Annotated in this window: 21 protein-coding genes; 6 read left to right on the top strand and 15 right to left on the bottom strand. The window is 40.6% G+C overall.

All coding sequences use genetic code 11. The annotated features are described in order from the left end of the window. Nucleotides 1–5: 5 nt before the first annotated feature. From HY063_07515 to HY063_07505, 3 genes are all read left to right on the top strand, one after another. A complete protein-coding gene (locus HY063_07515; GenBank protein MBI3501626.1) occupies nucleotides 6–608 on the top strand; it encodes a hypothetical protein in 603 nt (200 codons plus the stop codon). Between the two features lie 26 nt (nucleotides 609–634). Further along, nucleotides 635–1036: a hypothetical protein gene (locus HY063_07510; GenBank protein MBI3501625.1), complete on the top strand. Its 402-nt coding sequence runs from the start codon at nucleotides 635–637 to the stop codon at nucleotides 1034–1036. Nucleotides 1037–1179: 143 nt separating this feature from the next. Continuing rightward, nucleotides 1180–3078 (top strand): T9SS type A sorting domain-containing protein, encoded by a 1899-nt coding sequence (locus tag HY063_07505; GenBank protein MBI3501624.1) that lies wholly within the window; start codon nucleotides 1180–1182, stop codon nucleotides 3076–3078. Between the two features lie 69 nt (nucleotides 3079–3147). Here the strand turns inward: HY063_07505 and HY063_07500 are convergent, their stop codons facing one another. Genes HY063_07500 through HY063_07485 form a run of 4 tightly spaced genes read right to left on the bottom strand, consistent with a single transcriptional unit; the run spans nucleotide 3148 to nucleotide 10888 of the window. Further along, entirely contained in the window at nucleotides 3148–5289 is a 2142-nt protein-coding gene (locus HY063_07500) for a PD40 domain-containing protein (GenBank protein MBI3501623.1), read from the bottom strand. Nucleotides 5290–5292: 3 nt separating this feature from the next. Then, nucleotides 5293–7260: a tetratricopeptide repeat protein gene (locus HY063_07495; GenBank protein MBI3501622.1), complete on the bottom strand. Its 1968-nt coding sequence runs from the start codon at nucleotides 7258–7260 to the stop codon at nucleotides 5293–5295. 33 nt (nucleotides 7261–7293) lie between these two features. After that, nucleotides 7294–9777 (bottom strand): OmpA family protein, encoded by a 2484-nt coding sequence (locus HY063_07490; protein ID MBI3501621.1) that lies wholly within the window; start codon nucleotides 9775–9777, stop codon nucleotides 7294–7296. Between the two features lie 58 nt (nucleotides 9778–9835). Then, nucleotides 9836–10888, bottom strand: coding sequence for a tetratricopeptide repeat protein (locus tag HY063_07485; GenBank protein MBI3501620.1), 1053 nt, complete (start codon nucleotides 10886–10888; stop codon nucleotides 9836–9838). A gap of 214 nt (nucleotides 10889–11102) precedes the next feature. Between HY063_07485 and HY063_07480 the strand changes: the two genes are divergently transcribed. Together HY063_07480 and HY063_07475 are read left to right on the top strand one after the other, a co-directional pair. After that, the gene (locus tag HY063_07480) at nucleotides 11103–12380 is read left to right on the top strand and encodes a hypothetical protein (protein ID MBI3501619.1); all 1278 of its coding nucleotides are present in this window, start codon (nucleotides 11103–11105) and stop codon (nucleotides 12378–12380) included. Between the two features lie 81 nt (nucleotides 12381–12461). Next, nucleotides 12462–14078, top strand: a complete 1617-nt coding sequence (locus HY063_07475) for a PD40 domain-containing protein (GenBank protein ID MBI3501618.1) — start codon at nucleotides 12462–12464, stop codon at nucleotides 14076–14078. 4 nt (nucleotides 14079–14082) lie between these two features. On the opposite strand, the gene HY063_07470 is transcribed toward HY063_07475, so the two are convergent. Then, nucleotides 14083–14313 (bottom strand): hypothetical protein, encoded by a 231-nt coding sequence (locus tag HY063_07470; protein ID MBI3501617.1) that lies wholly within the window; start codon nucleotides 14311–14313, stop codon nucleotides 14083–14085. 98 nt (nucleotides 14314–14411) lie between these two features. Then, nucleotides 14412–16157, bottom strand: coding sequence for a tetratricopeptide repeat protein (locus HY063_07465; GenBank protein ID MBI3501616.1), 1746 nt, complete (start codon nucleotides 16155–16157; stop codon nucleotides 14412–14414). Nucleotides 16158–16227: 70 nt separating this feature from the next. Between HY063_07465 and HY063_07460 the strand changes: the two genes are divergently transcribed. Further along, the gene (locus tag HY063_07460; protein MBI3501615.1) at nucleotides 16228–16509 is read left to right on the top strand and encodes a hypothetical protein; all 282 of its coding nucleotides are present in this window, start codon (nucleotides 16228–16230) and stop codon (nucleotides 16507–16509) included. 59 nt (nucleotides 16510–16568) lie between these two features. Here the strand turns inward: HY063_07460 and HY063_07455 are convergent, their stop codons facing one another. From HY063_07455 to HY063_07415, 9 genes are all read right to left on the bottom strand, one after another. After that, nucleotides 16569–17867, bottom strand: coding sequence for a T9SS type A sorting domain-containing protein (locus HY063_07455; protein ID MBI3501614.1), 1299 nt, complete (start codon nucleotides 17865–17867; stop codon nucleotides 16569–16571). 21 nt (nucleotides 17868–17888) lie between these two features. Then, nucleotides 17889–18899: a DUF1028 domain-containing protein gene (locus HY063_07450; protein ID MBI3501613.1), complete on the bottom strand. Its 1011-nt coding sequence runs from the start codon at nucleotides 18897–18899 to the stop codon at nucleotides 17889–17891. A 6-nt stretch (nucleotides 18900–18905) separates the two neighbouring features. Next, nucleotides 18906–20600, bottom strand: a complete 1695-nt coding sequence (locus HY063_07445; GenBank protein MBI3501612.1) for a T9SS type A sorting domain-containing protein — start codon at nucleotides 20598–20600, stop codon at nucleotides 18906–18908. Nucleotides 20601–20606: 6 nt separating this feature from the next. Next, nucleotides 20607–21905, bottom strand: a complete 1299-nt coding sequence (locus HY063_07440) for a T9SS type A sorting domain-containing protein (GenBank protein MBI3501611.1) — start codon at nucleotides 21903–21905, stop codon at nucleotides 20607–20609. Nucleotides 21906–22038: 133 nt separating this feature from the next. Then, complete coding sequence (locus tag HY063_07435; GenBank protein MBI3501610.1) at nucleotides 22039–22485, bottom strand: hypothetical protein; 447 nt, start codon at nucleotides 22483–22485, stop codon at nucleotides 22039–22041. A gap of 71 nt (nucleotides 22486–22556) precedes the next feature. Beyond that, nucleotides 22557–22787: a hypothetical protein gene (locus HY063_07430; protein ID MBI3501609.1), complete on the bottom strand. Its 231-nt coding sequence runs from the start codon at nucleotides 22785–22787 to the stop codon at nucleotides 22557–22559. 62 nt (nucleotides 22788–22849) lie between these two features. Continuing rightward, a complete protein-coding gene (locus tag HY063_07425) occupies nucleotides 22850–23146 on the bottom strand; it encodes a hypothetical protein (GenBank protein ID MBI3501608.1) in 297 nt (98 codons plus the stop codon). A gap of 112 nt (nucleotides 23147–23258) precedes the next feature. Continuing rightward, entirely contained in the window at nucleotides 23259–24887 is a 1629-nt protein-coding gene (locus HY063_07420) for a CotH kinase family protein (GenBank protein MBI3501607.1), read from the bottom strand. A 67-nt stretch (nucleotides 24888–24954) separates the two neighbouring features. After that, on the bottom strand, nucleotides 24955–26463 hold the full coding sequence (locus tag HY063_07415; GenBank protein MBI3501606.1) for a T9SS type A sorting domain-containing protein: 1509 nt from the start codon (nucleotides 26461–26463) through the stop codon (nucleotides 24955–24957). Between the last annotated feature and the right edge of the window lie 215 nt (nucleotides 26464–26678).

Genomic DNA, 26678 nt, shown 5'->3' with positions numbered 1-26678 from the left:
AAGAAATGAAAGAGATATTATTAACAGTTTATTGTTTTGCTGTTGCAGTTGTAGTAAAATCCCAGCAAACAGATATGGCAGATACTACAAAACCAAAAATTGTTTATAAAGCATTATATCCTGAATTTTTGGGTAATAGTCAGGTGCTATCTTTTATTAATTATGACCGGACGGTTAAAAAAGGAAAGCGGGGAATATCCATGAGAGCAGGTGCGGGCATTTTTAGTTTTAGTAATGCATCGTTTTTTCTTTTTCCACCATGGAATTTTCGAGATGGTTCGTTTCAATTTGGACGACCCTATACTTTTACTATTCCTTTTGAAATCACTTTTATGCATGGAAGAAAATGGAACATTGAAACCGGAATGGGCATTACTACGGAACTGTTAGTTGCCAATAAGAATTGGTGGGGCTCTGATTTCTGGTTATGTTACCGGATAGGCCTAAGGTATCAACCGCTTACTCAGGGTTTTTTTTTCAGAACAGGGCTTACTCCTATGTGGAGATTTATGGGATACAAGAATGAATTTTTATTTTACGATGTTACTAAAGGAAAAAATTTTGGTATTGTTTTTTTTCCGTCAATCAGTATGGGATTTTCATTCTAGTGATTATAAAAAATAAAAATGGAATTATGAAAAAGCAATTGAACAATGCGATGATTTTAATTTTATCTGCATTGCTTGTTTTATCTGTTTCTGGGTGCAAAAAAGATTACCCAAAAGATATTCCTAAATGGGTAAAGAAAAAGATTAGGGAATTTAAAGAAAAAGAAGACCCTATAAATGACAACAATTATTTTCATTACGAAGTTGAAGAGTTAAGTAATGATACAGTGAGTATTTTTGTTTTAAAATCAATTCGAAGTATCTACGATGCTGTAGAATGGACATATTGTGATTACAGAGGAAACACTATTGGTGGTTGGTCGCATGATAGTTTTACACAAGAACCACGTCCATTTTCATGGTATCATTCAGTGAGAATAATTTGGGAACTAACAGATGACAAGTATCCTCATTATTACACAAGATAATTATGAAGACAATTTTTATTCTAGTAATGCTATGTTTAATCTCTCTTGGTAATTATTCTCAAAATTATCAGGCGTTTATAATTAAAGAACAATACGATAAGTTACTGCCACTTTTCCAATCTAATTACTATCCAACATATCCATTGCCTACATTGAATGCGAGTGATGCTTCTGCTATTGGAGATTATTATGCTCTTATTTTACTCACCTATTTAAACCTATATAAAACAACTGGCGACAAAGCATACCTTATAAAATTTATAAACGATTGTATAGAGATTCAACAACTCCGGTATGATGAATCAAATCAAATGACAGGGCAGAATGTTCCATATTGGACATGTTATTGCATTTTAGATAACAATGGAGATAACTGGGCAGCCGCCCGATATATTGATGGCAGGGTGATTTACCCGATGGCGGAATTTGTTTATATGGTTAATTATCCTTCTTCGCCTTATTATCAGGAATTACATAATACAATAGTGCCGGCTGCAACTGCTTTAATTAGTAACAATAATTTCGGCATTAATTTTTCCAACTATTCATTTTCTGTTTTTGCCTCCTGGCTGGATTTTAAAGTCCGCGAAACAATCAACCTTATTAACGCTGAAGAATGGGGTGATGGAGGCATACAGAAAATAAACGGTGACAGGCCTCTCCCTGCCAATATGCAATCAACCTATGCCGCTGCTCTGCTGCTGATTGGCTTGGTGGAGAACATACAGGACTATCAGGACAAAGCGTTTCACATTTCTCAAGAATATAAAAGCAGCATTGACTATTTCAGAGATGATAATTGCGAATTTGGTCCCAGCAAATGTTTTTCATCAGATTTTTTAGAAGTTAATGCTGCATCCAATTCATATTACTGGAGCGATGCCGGATGGAGTTGCAATCAACACAACCATTGCTCCACAAAAAGATGTTCCGATTGCGATTGGCATGTAAAAGAAGACATCAATCATGCAGTTTTCACCCTGATTTTTCCCAGAGCAGTATATAATACAGGTCAGGTATGGGGATTCAGCAGCGATGATATGGTCAGGTTTCACAATACGCTTACGAGGAATATTTATGTGGGCTCCAATAGTTCACAAACCGGATTTTTTTGGGCAAATGTACAGGGAGGAAATGACTTAACTTCAGACGGCATTGACCAAACACTTGACCATACAGCGTTTGCCTACATGCCCTTTTATAAATTTGATGGCTTGTACGGCAGCCAGCAAAGTGTGTATGATATACTGATGCCTTTTTATTCCTATTTGCTCAGCGGTTATTCTTCCGCTTCTTCTCCCAATCATAATTTTTTTATGCACCATGCACCCGGCACATTATTCTATGGTCTTTCGGAAATAGTTTCCGCCCAATGGAATAAAGAAAATCCCAACCTTACTTTATATAATAGGGATGTTGTATATGACCAGGATTTTTTTGCGAAGGATAAATTAATAGTTGCGCCTGCTGAAACTACTGATACTTATTATACCGCTTCTGCTTTTGCAGAGCCGAAAATCACTACTCCTGATTTTATTGTTGAGTCAAACATTGCTGTTGAAATGACAGCCCGCAATCAAATCATTCTTAAGAAAGGGTTTCACGCAAAAGGCGGCTGCACTTTTCATGCTCACCTTGACCCCAATGCAGGAAACCGAATGAACACAAACGCTGGCAATAATGAAATTGTGGATGTTCCTCTTCCGGCAGTTGCTGAAACTACCACTGCTTATGGAAAAAATTCTGCCAATGAAAATAAACAGCAGGATACAACTGCCGCTGCAAACAATAATCATTTAATTTCTCCCAATCCCACCACCGGCATATTTCAAATACAAGTCGGCAACGGGCAGTTGGCAGCAGGCAAAGAATATAAAATAGAAATTTACAATGTGTTTGGAGAAAAAGTGACACAAAGTAACATTCCGAGCGGAGCGAGGAATCTCACGATTGATTTATCTTCCCAGCCCAAAGGAATTTATTTGCTGAAGATAATCGCTGATAGGGGAGAAGTGAATAAGAAAATAATTATTAATAAATAAAATATCAATTGCAGTTTGCATTGTTACCTACTGTCTGTTGCCAACAGCTATGAGCGAAACCCATGTTAACTACTTGCTCAAAATCTCAAACTCAGTTCTGCGGTTGAGTTGCCTGCCTTCATCGGTATCGTTGGTGGCAATGGGTTTGGTTTCGCCATAGCCCTTGGCGGTGAGGCGGCTTTTATCAATGCCGTGCGATGCCAGGTAATCCACCACCGATTGCGCGCGGTTCTGCGAAAGTTTCATGTTGTAATCATCCGCGCCTTTGCTGTCGGTATGCCCGGAGATTTCAATTTTCATAGAGGGAATATCGGTGAGGAACTTCATCAGGCGTTCCAACTCGGCAGTGGATTCGGGGCGCAATGTTGCTTTGTCGAAATCGAAGAAAATATTTTTCAAAACAATTTTGCTTCCCACGGCAATGTTTTTCATCGGAATATCTTTCACAAATTCCTGCGAAGAGGCGCTGGCGGGAATGTCGAAGTTTTCGGAGTGAAATAAATATCCTTCCTTTTTCACCGCAATGCCGTAATTTTTTCCTGCCGGAAGCGACACCAGGTATTTTCCCGTTGCGCTGTTCGACTTGAACGTGGCGATTACCTGGTTGAGTTGGTTGTCCACCAGTTCAATATCGGCTTCTAATTCTTTTTTGGTGAGTTCGTCATAGATAGTTCCCTTCAGAAGCGAGACGGCAGCGGTGGGCACTGCCACTTCTTTTGCAATCACGGTTTCTTTAATGGGCTCGGTCAAACTTGCGAGCAGATTATCTTCGGTGTTCAGCACGGGATTTTTTGGAGTAATAAATGTTACCATGTAAATATCTTTTTCTCCGTAGCCATCGGCTTTGTACGAAGCGTAGTAACCGTGCTTTCCGTTTGCGGAGAGAACAAAATCCACATCGTCATCGGCAGTGTTAATGGGGTAGCCGATGTTTTCGGGCACGCTCCATTTTTTCTTCTTGTCATCCCAAATGGTTTTAAACACATCGAACCCTCCCATGGTTTTATGCCCCTGCGAAGAGAAGAACAACGTTTTTCCGTCAGGATGCATGAACACGCTGTATTCTTCATAGGGAGTGTTTACAATGGGTCCGAGATTTTCCGCTTCTCCCCATTTTTCTTTTTTCTCATCCCATCTCGCTTTATAAATATCATGCCCTCCGAAACCCCCATCGCGGTTGCTTACGAAGTACAATGTTTTTCCATCGGCAGAAAGAGAAGCGGATGACTCGTGGTATTTGGTGTTTACATTGTCATTCAACCGCTCGGGTCTTGACCACGAAGCGCCTTTCAAATCACATTCGTAAATATTTCCGCTGCCGCGCGTCATGTCATCGAGGTAGATGAACATTTTTTGCCCGTCTGCCGAAATAGCAACGGTGGCATCGTGGCGGTTGTCGGTATTCACGGGCTTGCCCATGTTTTTTGCGGGAGTCCATTTTCCGTTTTCTCCGGTGGAAATGTAAATGTCTTCGTAATACTGCTGGTCGTTCTGGTCAATTCCTCCTCCGCTGGTGTTGCTTCTGCGCGAAGTGAACATCATCACCGATTCATCGGCAGAAATTACGGGACCGTAATCGGGAAATGCGGAATTGATTTCAGGTCCGGCATTGTCAATGAAAACCATCACGGGATTTTTTACGAGTTCAATTCCGTTGCGGCATTCGGTAATTTTTTTCTCTGCATCAGCAAGCCCGTCTTTGTCATCGGGCTTGATTTGCATTTTATATTCCTGGTATTTCGAAATGGCTTTATCCCAATCCATGTTCATCTGGTAGGCCTGCCCCATGTAATATTTTATGTTTGCTCCTGCCGTGGGATTTAACTTGTATGCTTTTTCGAGGAAGGCGAGGGCTTTCTGCTTGTAAGCCGAATTCAGATAGCACACTCCGATTTTATAATTCAGCAATCCGTTGTTCGGATTGAAATCATTTGCTTTTAAATAAAGCGGCAGCGCAAAACCATAGAGGTGATAGCCCTCTTTCATTGATTTATCAAAGTAGCCATCGGCTTCGTCAATATTTCTTTTTGCTTCTTTGAGCGCGCTCCGGTCGCTGAAATTTGATTTGTCGAATTCCACATTCTGAGAAATCAACGAAAAGCGAAACGATACGAAAAATACGAAAAGCAACAGTATGTTTTTATTTAGTATTGTTCGTACAAATTCTTTTTTCGAAGATTTAATTACACCGATAACTGTTTTTGATTTCATATTCTAAATTTTTAATCCGATAATAAGTATGTCATCTATTTGTTCGGTGGTGCCGCGCCATTCGTTATGCTTTTTTTTAAGTTCGGCTTTTTGTTTTTCGGGTTCAAGCGAATGAATTTGCTGGAGGAATTCCCGCAAATGAAAGGCAAGAAACTTTTTTCTTTTCTCTCCGCCAATCTGGTCCTGGAATCCGTCTGAATAAATATACACCATATCTCCTTCCCGCACCTGCAAAAAATTATTTTCAAATGTGCAATGGGGATTGTTGCCGATGGAAATTTTATTTGCCTTCACTTCATTCATTTGCCCGTTGCTGAGGTGAATGAGCGGGTTGTGCGCGCCCGCAAACACAATTTCTTTTTTTTCTTTATCGTATTTGAGAAGCGCAATGTCCATTCCGAATTTGCCGGTGGTGTTTTCATTGTTCTGGTGAAGCATTTCCATGAGTTGCGAATTTACTTCTTTCAGAATTTCTGCCGGAGTAAGATGCACCGTGCGCACAATTTCATCGAGCATGATGAATCCGAGCAAACTCATGAAGGCGCCCGGAACTCCGTGCCCGGTGCAGTCGGCAGCGGCAATGTAAAAACTTCCGTTTGTTTTTTCTTCGTGCATCCAGTAAAAATCTCCGCTCACAATATCTTTCGGCTTGTAAAGAATGAAGGACTGCGGAAAATATTTTTTCAGCATGCCGGCAGGAGGAAGAATAGCTTCCTGAATATTTTTGGCGTAATCAATGCTGTCGGTAATCAGAATATTTTTTTGTTCTATCTGTTCTTTTTGTTTGTAGATGATGTCATTTTTCTGGCGCAGCACTTCGTTCGCTTTCTTTTTATTCCGATAGGCATTAAAAACAAAGAGGGTGAGCAAAAGCCCCAGCGCTGAAAAACCGATTCCTCCCCATATAATTAATTTTTGCTGCTTCACCTGCGCATCAATAAGTTCTCTTTCTTTCAGCAGGTTTTCATTTTTTCTGGATTCGATTTCGGCTTCGAGTTTTTTATTTTTTAACTCGTCTCCCTGCGCTTTTATTTTTAACGCGGATGCCTGTTGTTCGTAACTGAGTTTTTCAATTTCTTCCAGCGTTTTTGCATTTTGCGCTGCAAGCGAATTGATTTGCTGCTTTGTTTCCTGTTCCTGCTTTGTGGCGAAAGCGGATTTATTTTGTTCATACTTGCTTCGATTGTTCTTTGCCTTTTCCAGGTTGGGCTCTATGCGGCTGGCAATGGAAGCGAGATTATTTTTCTTCGCAAGTTCATAGGCGCGGTTGAGAAAAAGATAACCTTCATCGTAATTTCCCCAGTTGTTGTAAGTGGTTCCTATTTTTTCAAGAATGGTTGCCTGCCCGCGCGCGTCATTTGAATTTTCATACGTGCTCAGCGCCTGCTTGTAGTACGGAAGCGCGTTCTCATATTTTTTCTGCCTGAAATAAATATCTCCGATTTCAATATTCATATTCACCATTCCTTCTTTTCCTTCTTTGGTTTTTACTTTGTTGAACAGTTCGAGCGCTTTTGCATCGGCAGCGAGCGCGTCATCGTAACTTTGCCCGCTCACATATACATCGGCAATTTTATTCCAGAGATAGGCGGAAGATACGGGCGTGTTGTACTGGTCAAAAATTTTTATTGCTTCTTTGTAATTCTGAATGGCTTTCTTTGAATTATTTTTTGAGGTGTAGGCATCCCCGAGATTAATCAGTGCGCCTGTTTCTCCATCGGCATCGTCTAATTTGCGCGCGGCTTTCAGCGCCTGCTCGGCATAATCAATGCTTTTGTCCGTGTTGGTTTTCTGATACGCTTCCGAAAGTTGGTTGAGAATTCCCGGTTTGTCTTCGGCAGAAGCGGATTTTAATTTTGCTTCCAGTTCTTCAATGGACTGAGAAAAAGAGTTGGCAGTAGGCAGTAAGCAGCAGGCAAGGAAAAGCAAACTGCAAAAATTCAGAGAAGCTGTTTTTTTAAAAATCCACATTTCGTATATCCGTACAGATTCGTTTTTCGCAGATTATTGTTCAAAGAAATAATCAATCAGCCGGTGAACTTTTTCAGTGGTGTAATCATTGGTGCCGTCAAAGAAGCCGTCAATCACCGCCACAATTTCATCGGCAGAAATTTTTCCGTCACTGTTTTTATCCGCCACTTTAAATTCAGCGGGCACTTTCGATTCCATGGTTTGCTGTGTTGTAGTATTTGTTTGTGCAGTGGTTTCCGTTCCCGTTGCGGAAGTTGAAACAGAAGTTTCGTCAATGGCGGTTACTTTAAATTCTGTTCTGCGGTTTTGCTGCCTTCCTTCTTCCGTATCGTTCGATGCGATTGGTTTTAAAAATCCATATCCTTTGTACGACAACCTGTTTTTGCTCACGCCTGTTGAAATCAGGTAATCAATCACCGACTTTGCGCGCGCTTCGGAAAGTTTCAGGTTGTAGGTGGCGGAACCTTTGTTATCGGTGTGGCCGGAGATTTCAATTTTCATGGAAGGATTATCATTCAGAACTCCGCCCACGCGCTGCAATTCCGGTTTTGAATCGGGGCGAAGCGATGCTTTATCGTAATCAAAGAAAATATTATTCAAAACGATATTTGCATTCGCATGAATTTTTTTCAGCACGATGGAAGGAATTTTTATTTTGTCTTTGTCAGGAGGAATATCAAGATTGATGGACTGGAACAAATATCCGTCTGCGGAAACGGTCATACCATAATTTTTTCCGCCCTTGAGTTTGGAAAGATATTTTCCGAGTTTATCGGCAGTGGTTTTCACAATCACTTCACCGGTTGCGTTGTTCACAATTTCAACTTTTGCTTTCAGCGCATTTCCTTTTTCATCTTTCACTTCGCCTTCAATATCCACAATCTGTTCCCTGCGCTTGAGTTTTATGTTCACGTCCATCTCCTTGAACTTTTCTCCTTTGGGAATATTAAAGTCCTGCGTGTAATCTTCGTATCCTTTTGCGGTTACTTTCATCTTGTAATTTTTTCCCGAAGGAAGCGATACCAGAAATTTTCCGGTGGCGCTGTTTGATTCCTGAGTTGAAATTAATTTTCCGGTTTTGTTGTCGTAAATTTCCACCTTCGAGCCAACGGGATTATTGCTTTCATCGGTAACATTTCCTTTTACAAGCGTGAGGTAAACGGTGGTATCGGCAGGAAGCGTGATTTTATAAATATCCTGCTCGCCATAGCCATCGGGACGAATGGTAGAGTAGTAAGCATGTTTTCCGCTGGCGGAAACCACGAAGAACACATCGTTGTCGGGAGAGTTTACCGGGTAGCCGAGATTCATGGGCTTTGACCATTGCCTGGCGGAATCGTTGTAAACCGATTTGAACAAATCGTATCCGCCCATGGTGGTGTGCCCGTTCGAACTGAAGTAAAGCGTTTTTCCATCGGGATGAATGAACACGGTGCGCTCATCGTATTCGGTATTCACCACCGCTCCTAAATTTTCGGCTTCGCTCCATTCGCCTTTTTCATTTTTCACCGACTTGAAAATATCGTGCGAGCCAAGCCCTTTGTTGTCTTTCGTATTTTGCGAGCAGAAGTAAAGTGTTTTTCCATCGGGCGCCAAACTTGCCGATGATTCGTGGTAGCGCGAATTGATTGCCGAAGGAAGTTTTTTAGGTTCAGTCCATTCGTTTCCGTTCAGAGCGGCTTCATAAATATTTCCGCTGCCGCTGTAGGTATCGTCAATGTAGAGATATAATTTTTGTCCGTCAACAGAAAGCCCGCAGGTGGCATCGTGCGCGTTGTAGCGGTTAATCGGGTCGCCAGCATTTTTCGCTTCGGTCCATTTTCCGTTTTCGAAATGAGAAATGTAAACATCTTCGTAGTATTTTCCGTTGTCGGGGTCAATTCCTCCGCCTGTGGTGCTGGCTCTTTTGGAAGTGAACAGCAGCACCGATTCATCGGCTGAAATCACCGGAGCATAATCCTGGTATTCGGAATTTATTTCGGGACCCATATTTTCCACATGATACTTGAGCGAGTCGGGAAGTTTTTTAAAGCGCAGCGTGTCTTTCATCAGTTCAATGCCGCTGTTGCATTCCTGAATTTTTTTATCGGGGTCGAGTGTTTTTACATCTTCGGTTCCTTCCGCGCGCTTTTTAAAATCGGAATAATAGTCAATGGCTTTGCTCCATTGCATGCTCAGGTGATACGCATAGCCGAGATAGTAATATAATTTATCATTCACCGCAGGATTGGCTTGTTTGGCTTTTTCAAGATAGGGAATTGATTTTAGTTTGAAAGAAGAATAAAGATAGCATACTCCGATTTTATAATTCAACTCTGCATTGTCGGGGTCTGACTCACTTGCTTTCAGATAATAATCGAGCGCCTTTGCATACCATAGCGTGCCCGCTTTGAACAGTTCATCGCCTTTTTTCTGAACATCTTTCTGGCAGAATGCAGATTCAAATGGATAAAAGAATAATGCGAACAGAAAAAGAAAAGTGATTTTTAAAAATCCTTTCGCTGCAATTTGTTTCATTTCGATTTCTTCTTTTTTACTTTTTGCCAACTGCCTGCTGCTTATTGCCTGCTGCCTGCTATTTTTTACAATCCTGCAAATAATTTTTTCCCTGCTCCACGCCAAGATTCACGGCTGCTTCCCAGTCCTTGCACGCTCCGTTCTGGTCGCGGATTAATTCTTTCGCCATTCCGCGGTTCAGAAATGCATAGGCATATTTGCTGTTGTACTGAATGGCTTTATCGTAATCGTCAATCGCTCCTTTGAAATCTTTTTGCCTGAACTTTGCCGCTCCGCGGTTGTTGTATGCCAGCGCGTAATCGGTTTTCAGTTTAATTGCTTTTGAAAAATCTTCAATGGCGCCCGGATAATCTTCGGCATCGTATTTTGCGCTGCCGCGGTTGTTGTAAACGAGATAACTTTCTTTTACTTTTATTGCATTATCATACGCAGCAACCGCTCCTTTGAAATCGCCTTTCTTTCTCAACATGCTTCCAAGATTTGAATAGGCAAATGCCATGTCGGGTTTGTGTTCGGTTGCTTTTTTATAATCGGCAGCCGCGCCTGTGTAATCTTCCAGTTCGCGCTTGGCGCTGCCCCGGTCATTGTAAGCGTAGGCGTAATCGGGTTTGAGTTTGATTGCCTGGTCAAAGTCCTCGCTCGCGCTTTTATATTCTTTGATTTCAAATAAAATTCCTCCGCGGTAATAATATGCCTGCGCATTGTTCGGATTCATCTTTATATTTTTTCCGTAGTCCTCTGCCGCTTCGGTTTTGCTTCCCTGTGAATATTTTGCCTGCGCGCGGCTGAAATAACAATCGGCACAGGAATCGTGCGAGAGCGTGATTGCCTGCGTGAAATCGGCAATGCCGCCCTGCACATCTTTGAGTTCAATGCGCGCAACCCCGCGGTTGTAATATGCTTTGTAAAAATTCGGATTCACGGAAATGGACTGCGTGAAATCATTGATGGCTCCGTTGTAATCCTTCGCAGAAAATTTGCTGATGCCGCTGTTGTATAATTTTTCAGCAGTAACATCCAGCCCCGCCAGCGTGGAAACTCTCACCGTGTCCTGCGCGGAAAGAATATAAGAATAGAAGGATAGAAGGAAATAGGGAAACAGCCGTTTCATATATGCGATTTTTGAATTCGTACAAATGTAAATAGTTTTTGAAAATACGCGGAAGTAAAGTTGTGATTGTATGAAGCAATAATGATTGACCCGTTCCGTGGAGATTGTATCTTCGCTTCAATATGAATGTAGGTTAAACCTGCAAAAAATAATCGGACGAAGGTGAACCTTCAACTAACGGAAGCACTGTCATTAAAAAACGAATTAAAATCACATGCGGTTTAGTGTTAAACAAATACTTGAAAAAAGCCGGTTGCTTTTAGCACTAAGTGCAATTGCAACTATATTTTATTTTTATATTCTCTATGAACTTGGAGGGATTGACTTTATAAAAAACTCACTTTTCTCTACGGGAGATTCTTTAGAATATAAAGAGTATGCCGACTGGCTGTCAGGTAAAATTGATTATTGCAACCCATACAGAACATTTTTTTACCCTCTGATTATTTTGATATCAACCAAATTGCTTGGCTTTTATGGAACATGGATTTTTCAGTTTTTATTTTGGATTTCAGGAAGTATTTTTATTTTTAAAACAGCTTTGAGAATAACAGGGCGGAAAGATTTGGCTACGGTTTCCTTTTTGTTTGCAGTTTCAAACATTTCACTGATTGTGTATACTGCACATGCACTTACTGAAGTTGCTGCTTTTTTCTTTCTAACACTTTTTATGTATTTATTGTCAATGGCTCACAAGAAAAATCAAAAACCTGTTCTTTGCCTGAGTTTGACAATTATAATTTCTGTGTTAGCAACTATAAGACCGGTATTTCAGATATGCTGGTATTTTTGGTTGATAGCTTTTTTTATCATCAATTATAAATCAATCATACGTCATCCTCTGCAAATTTTCTTAATCATAATTGCAAGTTCCCCGGTAATTATTCAAAAAGCGATTAATAAAACTAAACACAATACATTTTCAAGTACAGAAATTGGAGATTATAATTTACGTTACTATTTTTATAAAAAGGTAAATTTTTTTGTAACTGATACTTTTAATCAAAGTTACAATGAGTTGCCAGATAGCATACATGCCGGTTTAAAAGAAAAAGCATCGCAACTTAGTAATGCGGAAATCGTCAGTTATCTGTTTTTTCATCCTTGTGAAACAATAGAAGTTTATTGGGATAATATCACGGAGAACCTCAAGCAAGGGAATCCTTACATAGACCGTAAAACAAATTACTCCTTGTCAAAATGGACAGAAAATACTAACCACAATTTTATTTTTTATATTCATCTCATCATGACATTTTTATGGATTTATTATTTAATAAAAAATTTCAGCAAGAGTAATTTGGAATCACATTTTATTTTTTTAAGCGGACTCATGCTGTTTTATATTCTGTATTCATCAGGAATAACTTACTGGGCAGGAGACAGATTGGTGGTTTATGTAGCAGCAGTATGGAGCGTTCTTTATCCGTTTTTAATTTTTCAATTGGCTTTAAAGAACAAACAGCTGAAAAAGGTTACACCCGAAAAGTGATAATGCGGCAGGCAGCACCGGCATAGTAATTTTCTTTCGTGAATTCTTTTTTAATTTATATTTGCTTTCTATTCAATTGTCATGCGTTTTATTATAATCAGTTTATTAGTCATTAGTCACTTGTCATTGGTTGTTGCGCAGAATGCCCAGCCGAAAAAACCCAAAGCCACCGGAGACCCGAAGGCGGCAGAAGAATATTTCAAGAGCGGAAATTTTGAATACGCGCTCGATGAATATCTCATTCTCATAAAAAAAGAACCGGAGAACGAAAAATACAATTACCGCATAGGAGTTTGCTACATCAATACCGACATAGATAAAACAAAAGCCATTTCCTATCTTGAGAAAATAAAAGATAAAACTTCCGAGCCCGAAACAAAATATTTGCTCGGGCGCGCGTATCTCTACGCTTATAAGTTTGACGATGCCATTAAAATGCTGAATGAATATAAAAAGGAAGGCAAAGGCAGCGCGGAGAATATGAAAGATTTGGAACTGGAAGCGCAGTATTGCCTGAACGCAAAAGAACTGATGAAATACCCGGTGAATGTAAACTTTGAAAACCTCGGGAAGAACATCAATTCGGAATATCCCGATTATTTTCCCTTCGTTCCTGCCGATGAATCGTTCATCATTTTCAACAGCAAGCGCCCCGAATCGGGCTCGTGGCAAAATCCGGATGGCTCGTGGACGTCCAACATTTATATTTCGCGGGTGAAGGACGGACAATTCACCAAAACAAAACTTTTGGGAAGAGTGGTGAACACCATGGATGGAGAAGAAGAAGCGGTGGGGCTTTCCGCCAGCGGTGATTACTTGCTCATCTACTATGATAATTTCCAGGGAAGCGGAGATATTTATATTTCAAAATGCGACAAGGCAAAAAATTTCAAAGAGCCCATCCTGCTTGATGAACAAATTAATTCGCAGCGCGGGCAGGAAATTGCCGCTTCGATTACGGCAGACGGCAACGCCATTTATTTTGCGAGCACGCGCCCGGGAGGTTTTGGCGGTTCCGATATTTATGTGTGCCGCAGATTGCCTACCGGAAAGTGGGGTCCTGCGCAAAATCTCGGAGAAGAAATCAACACGCCTTACAACGAGGACTTCCCGAATATTTCTCCCGATGGAAAAACGCTTTACTTTTCTTCCATGGGGCACACGAGCATGGGCGGCTATGATATTTTTTTCGCAAAGTACGATGACAAAAAAAATCTTTTCAACGATGCAAAAAATCTTGGCTATCCCATCAACAGCACGCAGGATGATATGAACTTCCGCGTTTCGGCAAACGGAAAATACGGATACATTTCCATTCGCAGAAAAGACGGCTTGGGCGATTTGGATATTTACCGCCTGGATTTTATAGATGTTGACCCAGATTATACGGTGGTTACCGGAAAAGTGCGAAGCGCTGATGTTTCCAAGCCGGTTGATTCCACGCACGTTTTTATTTCTGTTGCCGATTTGAATTCAGGTGATGATTTCGGAAGTTACATGCCGAATCCCAATTCAGGAAAATATGTAATCATTCTTCCGCCCGGAAAATTTTCTATCAACACCGAAATTCCCGGCTATCTTCCTTACAGCGAAAAAATAGAAATACTCGGAAAAAGTTCCTTCAAATCGCAGGTTGAAAAAAATATCATGCTCACTCCCGAAGGCGGCAGCAGTTCAAAGCCGAATAATAAAAAGTAGGGAATTATTTTTTTTCTATTGGATGCAGCGGCTCACCGTTTTGGTATTCTCCGAGAATAATCACAAGTTTTGTTTTGCGGTATTCCTGAGCTGCCTGCAGCATTTCTTCTTTGGTGGCTTTCCATATTTTTACTCCCATCCCGGGGTCGGTGCCGCGGTTGCGCACTTCAATATAAAATCCATCTTTTAATACAGCCGGCTTTGTGGGCGGACGCCCTCCTTTTTTTTCCCGCATCGACATAAAAAAAATTTAAGCGCGGTGAAGATAATTAAATATCAATGCGCGGATAAAAAAAGATTTCTACGGTGATTCTCCGAATGAAAATAAAAAACTCAGCCATTTTTTTCCGGATTGTTTTCGTTTGCTTTCGCCATCCGTTCCTGCATGCGTTTCAGTTTTAATTCTTCCATTCGTCTTCGCTCTTCATCTTCTTTCTGTTTGACTTTCTGCATTCGCTTATGGCTGATGGTATGCGAAACTTTTACCAAACTTTTTTCAAGCAAATGATGAATGGGTTTTAAACCCGAAGCGAGCGCAATGTTGATGCAGATAAAAATAATCGGCAGCCCGTGCACATATTTTATGATGTAGGGATGAAGCAGCACTTCGATGAACTGAAAAAATAAAAGCACGCCTACGAACGCGGCAAAGTCAATGGTTCGGACCGAGAGTTGAAGGTGGCTTGCAATGACAATGAACAGGGCGAGCAGAATGATGATGGAAAAAATAACGAGGTACTGCGCCTGCTCTTTGCGCTCCAGTTCCGCTTCTTGCTGTTCTTTGGCGCGCTCTTCTTCCACTTGTTCTTTTTCCGATTCGTATTTCTGTTGAACATTTGCCATTTGCTTTGCGTTCTCCGCATTGAGTAAACTATCGCGGTAGGTTACGTAAAGTTTATAATGAAAAACAGATTTGTCGAATTGTTTCAGTGAATCGTAATTAGTGCTGAGCATGAGATGTGAATTTTTTATTTCTTCCAGAATGCGCAAACTATCCGCCAGCGCGAGCGCTTTGTTTGCGTACTCGATGGATTTATTGATTTCATTTTTTTCATGATACACATCGGCAATGCTTCCGAGCGAAATGGCTTCGGTTGATTTATCGCCAATCTCTCCGCTGAGTTGAAGGGCGGCAAAACTTTCCTGCAGCGCTCTGTCGTAATTTCCTTCGTGCATGTAAATTATTCCGAGATTATTTAACGCGATTGCCATGTTTGTTTTGTCTTCAATTTTTTCCTGAATGGCAATGGCTTTGGTAAAATATTCTTTGGCGCTGGAATAATCCTGTCCGGCAAACGTGGAATTTTTTTGCTGCACGGCTGAAGCGAGATAAAGTGCCGCCAGGGCATTGTAAGAAACTTCAACACCCTGCTCGTCTTCCATATCTTCGCGCATCTTCAACCCTTTTTCGTAATATGCAAGTGCGTTCTTTATGTCTTTCTGTTCTTTGTAAACATTCCCGATGTTGTGCAGCACATTGGCGTGCGCCACCGACAGTTCTTCCTGCTCTTCGTAAATTTGCAGCGCGTCAAAAAAATAAGCCAGCGCTTTGTAATAATTTCCCTGCGAATAATACAGGTTGCCGATGTTGTTCGAAATGTTTGCAATTCCTTTCTTGTCATCAATTTCTTTTTTCAGGTGCAGCGCCTGTTTGAAAAAGTCAAGGGCGTGCAGGTAATCGCTCATGCCATCGTAGGCGTTGCCGATATTGTTCAGCGAAGAAGAAATATCTTTTTTATCTCCGAGCGTTTTGCGGATTGCGAGCGCTTTGAAATGTTCATCGAGTGCTTTGTCGTACTCGCTGAAGTTGTAATAACTCACTCCCAGATTATTCAGCGCCTGCGCTTCGCCTTTCTTATAATTTATTTTTTGCGCGAGCGCAAGCGCGCGGTTGCCGTAGCCGAGCGCTTTTTCTTCTTCGCTGCTCCAGTTTTTTTTGCAGAGAAGATTGAGCGCGTTCACTGTGCCAGTATCCTGCACGCCAGCGTTTGCACTTTTTTCAAGCGAATCGGTTTCTGATTCTGCAAGTGCAAAAGAAAACAGAAGAACGAGCGGGGAAAATAAAATTAACTTCTTCATAGAAAATTTTTTTATAAAGGTAAGGGATTAATGGCGTGATAATTGTAATGAATATGAAAAACTTACAGCAATGAAAAAAAATATACTCCTAATAATAGCTGCTGCGTCTGCTGCCTCTTTATTTGCGCAAACAATGACAACCAGCGAATACAATAAACTTCAGGAGCAGGAGCGGGCATTCAAACTCAATGGCGGAATGAATACACTTTTGCGTTACGAACAGGAAGCACAGTATCCGAACACATACAGGGAGGAATCAGCCATAAAAAAACTAAAGCAGGAAAATTTACAATTGAAGGCAGAACTTAAATTATTGAAAGAAGAAATAGAAACCCTAAAGAAAAAACAATGAAACGAAGATGATTGTAAATACAAGGAGAAATAAAAATTCCATCTATTGTTTGCAATCAGTTATTTATTAATGATTATTTTCTTATTTACGATTCCATTTTCTGTTTTCAGTTGAAGAAAATAAATTCCGTTCGATGCGCTCAGGTTTACAGTTTCCTGTTTCCTGTTTACGGTTGATGAATACACTTTTTCTTCCTGCACATTATAAATTGTTATTTCTCCTTTTGTTATTTCAGAAGTCAAAATGAAATTTCCGTTTGAGGGATTTGGAAAAACAGATATTGAGTTTTCAATTTCCGTTTCATTCACTCCGCCCAGCGAGGAAAACTTCCACACCCAGTTGGTGTCATTCGCAAAAGCAAAAGGACCGGCATAGAGGGTGTTGTTAAAAATTTCAAGTGCGTTTACCATGTTGGGCACTCCGCTTCCGAGAGCCGACCACGAAGAACCATTCCATGCCGCCACATTTTGCACCGTTACGTTTCCTGCTTTTGTAAAATCTCCGCCCACATAAATATAATTATTGTAAGATAAAATTGAGCGCACCCCGTTGAGAACATTTGTTATGCCTCCTCCCACATCTGACCATGCGGTGCCATTCCATTTTGCAATATTGTTTACCGCCACAGAACCCGCCTGCGTGAAAGAACCGATAACATATAAATCAGTTCCCATCACTGCCATGCCTTTAACTGTTCCGTTCACTCCTGTTCCGAGCGGCTGCCAGGAACTGCCGTTCCATTTTGCAATATGATTTACAGCGGTTGCACCTGAATTTGTAAATCCTCCGCCTGCATAAAGCGAACCATTATATACCGTCAGTGCAAATACCGAAGCATCAAATCCGCTGCCCACCGTAGAATAACCCGAACCGTTATTCACGGCAATATGATTATAGTTGGTTGAATTATAGGTAGTGAAATATCCGCCTGCATATAAATTTCCTCCGAATGACTGCAAGGCATATACGTTCGAGTTTAATGCATAAGCGCCTGTGGGGTCATCCCACGCAGTGCCTGTCCATTCCGCTACTTCCGATGCGCCAAACGAACCGATTTGAAAAGCGCCTCCGGTAAAAAGAGTTGAGTTGTGAACGGCAAAGCAGGAGAAATCAAGCCCGCCAAGATTTGAGTCGTAGTAGGGAGATAAGGTGGTGCCATCCCACATGGCGCTGAAGCTGCAATTCCACGACATAGTGCCCACGCCCGTAAAGTTACCGCCCACATATAAAGTTCCGTTGTAGGATTTCAGGCATTCAATAGAACTGTTTACCCAGGTTCCTGCATGAGACCATGATTGCGCCTGTGAAGAAAAAGTAAAAGATAATAAAATTGCTGCGAGTAAAGATGTTCTTTTCATAAAAAAATGATTTGATTGTTTTTATTTATTGATGATTATTTTTGTGTTCACTATTCCTTCGCTTGTTTTAACTTGCAGAAAATAAATTCCGCTGGGAGCATCAAGACGGATGACGGATGACTGACGACCGATGACAGATTCTGAATACACCCGCTCTCCTATTACATTATAGATTTCTATTTGCACTCCGTCAGCTGACGGACCACTCATTTGCACATTAACTACTCCACTGGCTGGATTAGGAAATATCTTTATGCCTCCCTGTTGTGTAAGAGAAGAAACATAAAAAGCGCTGCATCCTCCCCAATTATTAAAAAGTTTCTGCAGCGAATCTATCGGCTCAGTGTAAGCCGGTGCATTAGGAGGATAGGTATTTACGGTCTTGTCAAGAAAATACGGACCTGCGGCACTATCACTTGAATTTGCTACGCGGATAAAAGCAGAAAAAGTGGAAACACCGTAGGATATGCAACGGTTATCCGCTCCAATTACTTTGGCTCCCTGCAAAGCCGCCATCAGCCGGCAGGCAAGAGTTCCCTGTGTGTTTAAAAACCGCGATTGCATCGAATCAAGTATTTGCTGTCCGAGCAAAGTATTGCCTTGTATTGAATAATAAGGTCCATGAATATGATTCTTGAAAGTATCGCAATTGGCGCCTGTGAATTGAGCGGTAAGTTTATGCACCATGTCCACTATTCCATACTGACGTCTTGTAGAATCATTGAGAACATCATGCTTCTTTAGGGAATCAATAATTTGTTGCGGCATCAATCCCATGTTCATAAGGGATTTGGCGTAATTCTGATTCTGGGAATAATAATATGCCTGCGTATGAACCACTCCAATACCGGGATGAACATCGCTGATTATAATAGCGCTTACTGTAGGACTTTTGATGCAGGTGGCGCCCGCACTTCCAACCTGCCCGGTTGCAGAATCGAAAGCGCAGATTGAAAAAGTATCCTGCGCATAAGATTGCTTCGCTGCGCTCACAATGACAGCAATCAAAATAATTGCGTAAAGTTTTTTCATTGTATTTTATTTATTAATGATAAGTTTTTTGTTCACGATTCCATTTTCTGTTTTCAGTTGAAGAAAATAAATTCCGTTCGATGCGCTCAGGTTTACAGTTTCCTGTTTCCTGTTTACAGTTGATGAATACATTTTTTCTCCCATCACATTATATATTTCAATATTTCTCACTTCTAACTTCTCACTTCTCACTTCAAAATTTCCGCTTGTTGGATTGGGATACACAGTGATTTCATTCTCAAAATTATTTTCCTCCACAGCCGAAATGCCGCTCAACTTCGCAGTGAAAACATCTTCGCCTCCGGCATTGGTCAATGTGGTGCTCCCGAAAGCAAGGGAAGGGCTTCTGAAATCTCCTGTAATAAAAAGATTGGAACTGTTTATGCTTACACTGTAAGAAAAATCATCGTTCGTTCCGCCAGCACCTTTTGCCCAAACAACATTTCCGGAAGCATCGTACTTAGCAACAAAAATATCGTAACTGCCTGCATTGGTTAACGAAGTGCTTCCAAAAGTAATAGTGGTGCTTCCGAAAACTCCGGTAATGAAAGCATTGCCGCTTGCATCAGCCATTATTCCCAATCCATCATCTACAGAAGAGCCCCCTGCTTTTTTCGCCCAAAGCACATTGCCCGATGCATCGTACTTCGCGATGAATATATCTTCACCCCCGGCATTGGTCAGCGAAGTGCTGCCGAAAGTTACGGTTGAACTGCTGAAATATCCGGTGATGTAAACATTTCCTGCGGCTGCGCTTATGGCTGTTCCGAAATCGCTTATATTTCCTCCGGCTGATTTTGCCCAGAGCGCATTACCCGAAGCATCGTATTTAGCAATGAAAATATTTTGACTTCCTGCGTTTGTTATGCTGTTGCTTCCAAAACTAAGTGTTGAACTTGAGTAGGCGCCTGTGATATAAATGTTGCTTCCATCGGTACTGATTCCGTATTCATCATCGTTTCCTGAACCTGCTGCCGATTTTGCCCAAAGCACATTGCCCGAAGCATCGTACTTAGCAAGAAAAATTTCTCCGCTGCCTGCAGAACCGGTGTTAGTCAATGTAGTGCTTCCAAAAGTAATGGATGTACTGGAAAAATCTCCCGCCACATATACGTTGCCGCTCGCATCGGTGCAAACCGCAAGCCCATCATCATAATCAGTTCCTCCCGCTCTTTTTGCCCAAAGCACATTACCTGATGAGGCATCGTATTTGACGAGAAAAAAATCAGGAGTGCCGCTGGTGGAAGCATTTATCAGGGTAGTGCTGCCAAAAGTGATGGATGAACTGCTGAAGTTTCCGGTAACATACACATTTCCGCTTGCATCGGGAAAAACAGAAAACCCATTATCATTATTAAGTCCGCCAGCCGATTGCGCCCATAGTGCATTGCCTGAAGCATCGTATTTCACTACGAAAACATCGGGAGTGTTGCCGGCATTGTCAGCATTGTTCAGAGTAAAACTTCCGAAAGTAATGGAAGGGGAATAGAACATGCCCGTAACATAGGAGTTCCCGCTTGCGTCATTGCGTATGCTGAATCCTCTCTCGTTAAGAATATCTCCGGCTCCCTGCGCCCATTGCCAGGTTTGCGCAGTTGCGGCTATGCTGGTAGTTGCAATAAAAATAATTGAGTAAAGTTTTTTCCCCGATACAAATCGGGATTTCACTCTTTCTTTTTTATTGTTAGTTGAGTTCAACATTGTGATTTATTTATTAATGATAAGTTTCTTGTTCACGATTCCTTCTGTTGTTTTTACTTGAAGAAAATAAATTCCGCTGGGCTTGTCAGAAAGGTTTACAGTTTCCTGTTTTCGGTTTACGGTTGTTGAACTGGAAACTGGAAACTGCAGACCGTAAACTTTTTCTCCCTGCACATTATATATGTCAATACTTCTCACTTCTAACTTCTCACTTCTCACTTGAAAAGTTCCGCTCGTGGGATTGGGGGAAACAGATATGGTATTTTCATTATCTATCTCTGAAACGGCATTTCCATCGGTAGTGAAATATGCCCAAAAGTCATTATAATAAGTTCCCATGTAATATCCGGTTCCCACGTATCCTGTATTTCCGATTGAAAATCCTACTGCATCAATCCTTGCTTGTCCGGGAAAACTTGTAACCGAACTCCAACTATCAGTAGTAGGATTATATTTCCAGAAGTCATTGTAATAATTACTTCCGTCATATCCAAGTCCGCAATACCCATAGGGACCGGTGGAAAGACAAATTGCACCTTGGCGGGCGTTTCCAGGAAAATTTGCTTTTGATACCCAACTATTTGATGCCGGAGTGTACATCCACAAATCATTGTAACTAGTACTTCCGTCATATCCTAATCCAATGTACACATTGCCGTTCATAGAAAATTTAATGGATTTATATCTTGCAGCGCCACCAAAATTTGTTTTCGAAGTCCAGCTGTTCGCTCCAGGGTCATACTGCCAAAAGTCGTTATAGAAAGAACTTCCATCTGAGCCCGCTCCCACATAACCATAGGTTCCGTTCGATAATCCGGCTGCATATTTTCTTGCTGTTCCACTGAAGGTTGCTTTTTGTGTCCACGAATCAGAAGAGGGGTCGTATCTCCAGAAATCAGAATAATAATTTGAATTATCCCAGCCCAATCCTACATATCCGTAATTGCCGATGCTAAATCCCACAGCGCCTTTCCTTGCCGCTGCAGCAAAGTTTGCTTTTTGTGTCCAGCTATTAGCAGACGGGTCGTATTGCCAGAAGTCATTGAAATTATTATTGCCGCTATTATTGTCACCCGTTCCAAGGTAGCCATAGCTACCAATTGAAAATGCAATGGGCGAACTTCTTACCTGACCGCCAACATTTGTTTTTTGCACCCACCCGATTTGTGCATTTGCACCTCCGCAAACTGCAATAAATAAAATGGAGAGCGCAAGGAACTCACCCTGTCCTGCGGACATCCCTCTCTTTCTGAAAGAGAGGGAAAGAGGGAGAGTTTTTAAAAGAAAGCGTAAAACTTTTTTCATGGGTAATAAATTAATGAATGAACTGAATACAACTGCGCAATACTACGCAATAAAAATAAGAAAGTTGCAGGAAAGTTGGTGAAATTTTTTAAAGGAGCACTTGAACTTGCAATGCTGTCTGCGTGTAAAGTTGTCATTTATGTTCAACTGTTGTCTTAATATCATTCAGGTCTTGCAGGATTGCCTTTTTCAACATTCCTCTGAAAAAAATCATTGGGAGAGATTTTATCTTTGCAATGATACCTTGCGATTGGGTTTCATGAGAACTCGTTAATCTCATGCTGTTGCCACTCCCGGAAATAGTCATGGTAGTTAAGAATATAAATCCATCCATTTCCGCTCTTGTTTTGTAGAATTTATTTTCAACAGCATCAGTAATCCATTTGTCTATAGCAGCGGGCTTTCCGAAATACATTCGGGTCTCCCGCCATTTTAGCCCTGCAAGTCCGCTTGCAGGTTCGTTGAGTATCTCAATCTTTTCTACTCCACTTATGATTTCCGGAGCGCTTCGGATGTCAGTGATGACTGTCCACACCGCTGCGTTTGTTCCGTTTATGGTTATCTCTGCTTCAACTATCATAGTTTAGTATGATGAACAAACACAACTGTCAGCGAGAAAAAGTTGTCGAGCCGAAACTGTCTGCTGTCAAGTTATACGGTTGCTTTTTCTGTCTCTGATTTTTTTCTGTGCATTAAAATATAAACGATTGGTAAAATTCCGATTGTGTTGATAAGTGCAATGCAAATAAACCAAGCAAGATGATTGTTCCGTCCCGCTTTCCACATTGCAATTAATTTCCAAACTCCTTCCCAAAGAGCAACGATGATAATTACGGGCATAAGCCACGCTAATGTTTCTTGTAAGTGTTGAAATTTGTCCATTGTATTTAAGTTTTAATTGTTAGTGTTTCTTTTTCTGTCTGCCGAGCGAAACGGTACCGATGTTATTTTTTAGGCATATAAGTTGTCGGACTGCACTGTGCGAATTTTATTTTTGCTGTCAGCGGAAATTTGTAGTCCTTAATAAAAAGGTTTAATAGTCGCTGAAATTCTTTTTGTTTTTCTTCAGATGGTTTGTCCTCTGCTGTCTTGCCTAGAAAGTTGAATAGAAAATAATCTATTGTTCCGTCAGAGTTAAAGTAAATTCTGTTGAAGCACCGTGTCGGTTTGTCCCATGTGAAATTATTTGTTGAAAGAAATTTTCCAAAGCCCTGTAAAAGTTGGATGTATTCCTTTTGCATATTTTCTTGTTCTTTGTCTGTCTTGAAAACTGCTTGTGAAGTATCAACATGTATTGCACTTTTATAAACGCTGTCTAAATGTTGAATTGATATTGCTTGTTTTTTTGCGTCTTCAAATGTCAAGCCCAGATGTTGTCCGAATGTGTGAGCGGTCAAGCCGATAACTGTTGTTGAGATGAGTAAAAGTTTTTGTGATTACTAATTTGTCTACTGCGATGGTTTTGTTTTCTTCTGTCAGCCGAACGAAATACAGTCCGCTTGCGAGATTGTCGCGGGAGAAAACAACTGTCCGCCCGTTGATATTTTTTATTTGTTTAACTGTCTGCCCGAAACAGTTGTCCACCGTGAGAGTTGCATTATGAAAAGGATTGTTTGTTTGCAAAGTTGTCTGTGTTGAAAAGGGATTGGGATAAATCGCGATATTAATATTAATACCAGACAAATCATTTACTCCATTCGTACAGATAAAAGGAAGCAAAGCAAGTTGGCTGATGACATTCGCTCTTCTATTAATGATAAATTTTTTTAAACCGGGAATATCAGCATTATTCATGGGAGGAGGTAATGGTAAATGATACGTGGAAGTATCAATTCCACCCTCAAAAATATTTTCCTGAAACATTTGGTTAGAATCCGGCTCTGCATAAATGCTCGGGCGTATTACATTTGCAATACTGTCAATGATAGGAGACATTACAGTAGTGTCGAGGTAATCCAAGTAATCACAAATTGTATTCAGGTAAGTTGTTTTGTAGGTGTTGTTGGCAAGCATTCTGGTTGTTAAAGGAGGTCCGTTGGACATCAAAATACTTACCTTCTCAACTGAATCTTCGGGCCAAAAATAAAATCCGAACGACACGCTTACATCCCATGTGTTCCATTCAAACTTATTTGTAACGGTGTTGTGGTACAAATAATAATTGTGCGGAGAATGAAAGTAAGAATCCAAATCAACAAAAAGGTTTCGTGCAGCCCATTGTTTAATGATAGGCGTTGTATTCAGATTTGTTTCCAGCGTATCGTAAAAATTTGCAGCGGGCGTGTTGTTGATGTTGTCAATCAGATTTACAAAATCGCTCCAGTTGTTTGCTGTCGTGTTAGAGTGCAATTCATAATCAGGATAATAACTCGCAGGATTGCTTCCCATCCAACCGAGCGTTCCCATTGGGTCTCCTTTGAAAAGATTTCCTCCCCAGTTGTGGTAGTGCGTGCTGATAAATTGCTTATCCACCTGCTCAATCATTTTGTACAAACCCACATATTGCCCGTTGAAACTTACTTTTGCATAAGTGCAGCGCGGAGCAGGCAATCCTTTTTTGTTCATAAAATCCAGCATGAGTTTTTCGCGCATATAGGAAGGGTCAAGCACCATGTTGTTGAGTTCAAAAATAGTCAGCCCGTCAAATTTTTTCCCCGTTGCATATTCGTTAAATGTAAGCCGTATCGGTCTTTTTCTGCCGCAGCAGCCAAAAGTGGAGTTGCCTTTAAACTTTACTCCGATGGAATCAATCGGTGTTCCGTCAATGGTAACGCCCGCCATCATATTCTGAGTGCTTAGATTAAATGAATCAGCATGTTGCTTGTAATACATCAGCGAGTCAAAGAAATTCGGTTGAGAGAAAGTGAAATTGATGTTGTGAATGACGGAGGAATTAAATGTGCTGTCGCCCGGGTTCTGAGCAACTGTTGTCTGAATACCAGAAATCAGTAAACAGATGATTATGTAAAAGCGATTTTTCATTGTCTTTTATTTTTGGTTTTGTTTGTCTGTCGTTGTCAATGTTATGACAGAATTGTCTGTCGAAAAGTTACACGCGGGTTCGTTTTTTTTGCATTGTGGGGTAACGTTTTCCAGGTTGGAGAAGTGGCGGTGTTCGGAGCACTTCACTGTCCCACAGCACAAAGATATTGTTTTCTTCTGTCAGCCGAACGAAATACAGTCCGCTTGCGAGATTGTCACGGGAGAAAGTAACTGTCCGCCCGTTGATGTTTTTTATTTGCGCAACTGTCTGACCGAAACAATTGTCCACCGTGAGAGTTGCGTTATGTAAAAGATTGTCTGTCCGCAAAGTTGTCTGCGTGGAAAAAGGATTTGGGAAAATACGAAGAGAATATGTTTGCGTAATTTCATTTATAGAAGTTGGATTACTGGGTGCGCATACAGAATCATTAGGCATAAAGAAAACTAAACCATAATTTACGTCATCATATCCATCATAAATTACGGCTTCTGTTGAAGCAGAATCAGGAGTGCACCAGTAATTATTATGAACAGCAGTTGTATTGTTGGTTGTTGTATAGGTTAAATCATACAAAGTATTATTGCAAATTCTATTACAAAATATCTTATCTCCATCACTCCCCAATCTGATTCCAATATTATTATTTTCAATATAATTTTTTGTAGTGGTGGCTGAATTTGCAATATCATATGATGAATCTATTATCCCAATTCCATTATGCCCTATATAATTATTTTCAACGCAGTCCCAACCTCCATAAATCTCAACACCTGTTACAACATTTGAATCAATAATGCTATTCCTTATTGTGTCCATTAGTGCATTCATTACCATGCCCCTAGTATTATTTTTTATAATACAATTGTTCGCATTAGTATAATGGATACATTCTATTCCGACTTGATTGTATTTAATAATACAGTTTACCACAGGTCCGGAAATAAACTTTAGACCGGTTTGATTAGAATCAACAATGCAATTTGTAATTTTTGAAAATGGAATCCCAGATGAAGCATACATCCCAATTTGATTATTGGAAATAATGCAATTATTTACAGGGCCATTTCCAACAATTGCATTTGAATTATTCCTGAAATTACATGTATCTATACTAAGGGTATCGCTATTTAATCCAGTTTGGTTAAAAATAAAATTTGAGTTTTTGATAGTTACAGGACTCTGAGTATTATTATTAATTCCAGAACTAGCATATTTAATATTGCAGTAATTAAATGCTGGTATTAAAGTATCTCCATTCAAATATATTCCCGTATAAATTCCTGCTGTCGGAGATACAGCATTGCTTGTAAAGGTTATAGAATCAGTTGCTGTGCCGATAGCAATAAGTTTCGCTTGCCGAATTTCCAATTGCTGGTTATTTGCAAACTTTACTGTTACTCCCGGTTGAATTGTAAGTATAATTCCAGGGAAAACGACCACAGTGCTTGTAACAATATATGGACTGTTTACTTTTGTCCAAGTAGTGTTAGAAAAAATCCCACCACTTACGTTTGTCTGTCCGTTCGCGACTGTCAAACCGAGAACCGCTGTCGAGATGAGTAAAAGTTTTTTCATTGTCTTTTGAATTAGTTACTGTAAAGATACAAAGTTGCTGTCAAACGTTGCATTGTCTTTTTTGTTGTTTGGGTGTTTTTGCTAACGCTCCTCAGGTTTGCGATGTGCGGGATTTTGGAATACAAAATTGTCCGCTACTACAAACACAAAACGAAGATACAAATTTCAAATTAAAACGTCAGCCCGCATAGCGCAAACCTGATGTTGGCAGTTCG

It is taken from the genome of Bacteroidota bacterium (assembly GCA_016195025.1).
GTDB lineage: Bacteria > Bacteroidota > Bacteroidia > Palsa-948 > Palsa-948 > Palsa-948.
The sequence above is the reverse complement of the archived record's forward strand: the minus strand, read 5'-3'. Positions and strand labels throughout refer to the sequence as shown.

What these genes read in the sequence shown, in the direction of transcription:
- HY063_07445 (MBI3501612.1), bottom strand. Translation starts at nt 20,600, where the DNA reads ATGTTGAACTCAACTAACAATAAAAAAGAAAGAGTGAAATCCCGATTT.
- HY063_07475 (MBI3501618.1), top strand. Translation starts at nt 12,462, where the DNA reads ATGCGTTTTATTATAATCAGTTTATTAGTCATTAGTCACTTGTCATTG.
- HY063_07455 (MBI3501614.1), bottom strand. Translation starts at nt 17,867, where the DNA reads ATGAAAAGAACATCTTTACTCGCAGCAATTTTATTATCTTTTACTTTT.
- HY063_07510 (MBI3501625.1), top strand. Translation starts at nt 635, where the DNA reads ATGAAAAAGCAATTGAACAATGCGATGATTTTAATTTTATCTGCATTG.
- HY063_07480 (MBI3501619.1), top strand. Translation starts at nt 11,103, where the DNA reads ATGCGGTTTAGTGTTAAACAAATACTTGAAAAAAGCCGGTTGCTTTTA.
- HY063_07440 (MBI3501611.1), bottom strand. Translation starts at nt 21,905, where the DNA reads ATGAAAAAAGTTTTACGCTTTCTTTTAAAAACTCTCCCTCTTTCCCTC.
- HY063_07450 (MBI3501613.1), bottom strand. Translation starts at nt 18,899, where the DNA reads ATGAAAAAACTTTACGCAATTATTTTGATTGCTGTCATTGTGAGCGCA.
- HY063_07500 (MBI3501623.1), bottom strand. Translation starts at nt 5,289, where the DNA reads ATGAAATCAAAAACAGTTATCGGTGTAATTAAATCTTCGAAAAAAGAA.
- HY063_07515 (MBI3501626.1), top strand. Translation starts at nt 6, where the DNA reads ATGAAAGAGATATTATTAACAGTTTATTGTTTTGCTGTTGCAGTTGTA.
- HY063_07470 (MBI3501617.1), bottom strand. Translation starts at nt 14,313, where the DNA reads ATGCGGGAAAAAAAAGGAGGGCGTCCGCCCACAAAGCCGGCTGTATTA.
- HY063_07495 (MBI3501622.1), bottom strand. Translation starts at nt 7,260, where the DNA reads ATGTGGATTTTTAAAAAAACAGCTTCTCTGAATTTTTGCAGTTTGCTT.
- HY063_07465 (MBI3501616.1), bottom strand. Translation starts at nt 16,157, where the DNA reads ATGAAGAAGTTAATTTTATTTTCCCCGCTCGTTCTTCTGTTTTCTTTT.
- HY063_07430 (MBI3501609.1), bottom strand. Translation starts at nt 22,787, where the DNA reads ATGGACAAATTTCAACACTTACAAGAAACATTAGCGTGGCTTATGCCC.
- HY063_07415 (MBI3501606.1), bottom strand. Translation starts at nt 26,463, where the DNA reads ATGAAAAAACTTTTACTCATCTCGACAGCGGTTCTCGGTTTGACAGTC.
- HY063_07460 (MBI3501615.1), top strand. Translation starts at nt 16,228, where the DNA reads ATGAAAAAAAATATACTCCTAATAATAGCTGCTGCGTCTGCTGCCTCT.
- HY063_07435 (MBI3501610.1), bottom strand. Translation starts at nt 22,485, where the DNA reads ATGATAGTTGAAGCAGAGATAACCATAAACGGAACAAACGCAGCGGTG.
- HY063_07420 (MBI3501607.1), bottom strand. Translation starts at nt 24,887, where the DNA reads ATGAAAAATCGCTTTTACATAATCATCTGTTTACTGATTTCTGGTATT.
- HY063_07485 (MBI3501620.1), bottom strand. Translation starts at nt 10,888, where the DNA reads ATGAAACGGCTGTTTCCCTATTTCCTTCTATCCTTCTATTCTTATATT.
- HY063_07490 (MBI3501621.1), bottom strand. Translation starts at nt 9,777, where the DNA reads ATGAAACAAATTGCAGCGAAAGGATTTTTAAAAATCACTTTTCTTTTT.
- HY063_07425 (MBI3501608.1), bottom strand. Translation starts at nt 23,146, where the DNA reads ATGCAAAAGGAATACATCCAACTTTTACAGGGCTTTGGAAAATTTCTT.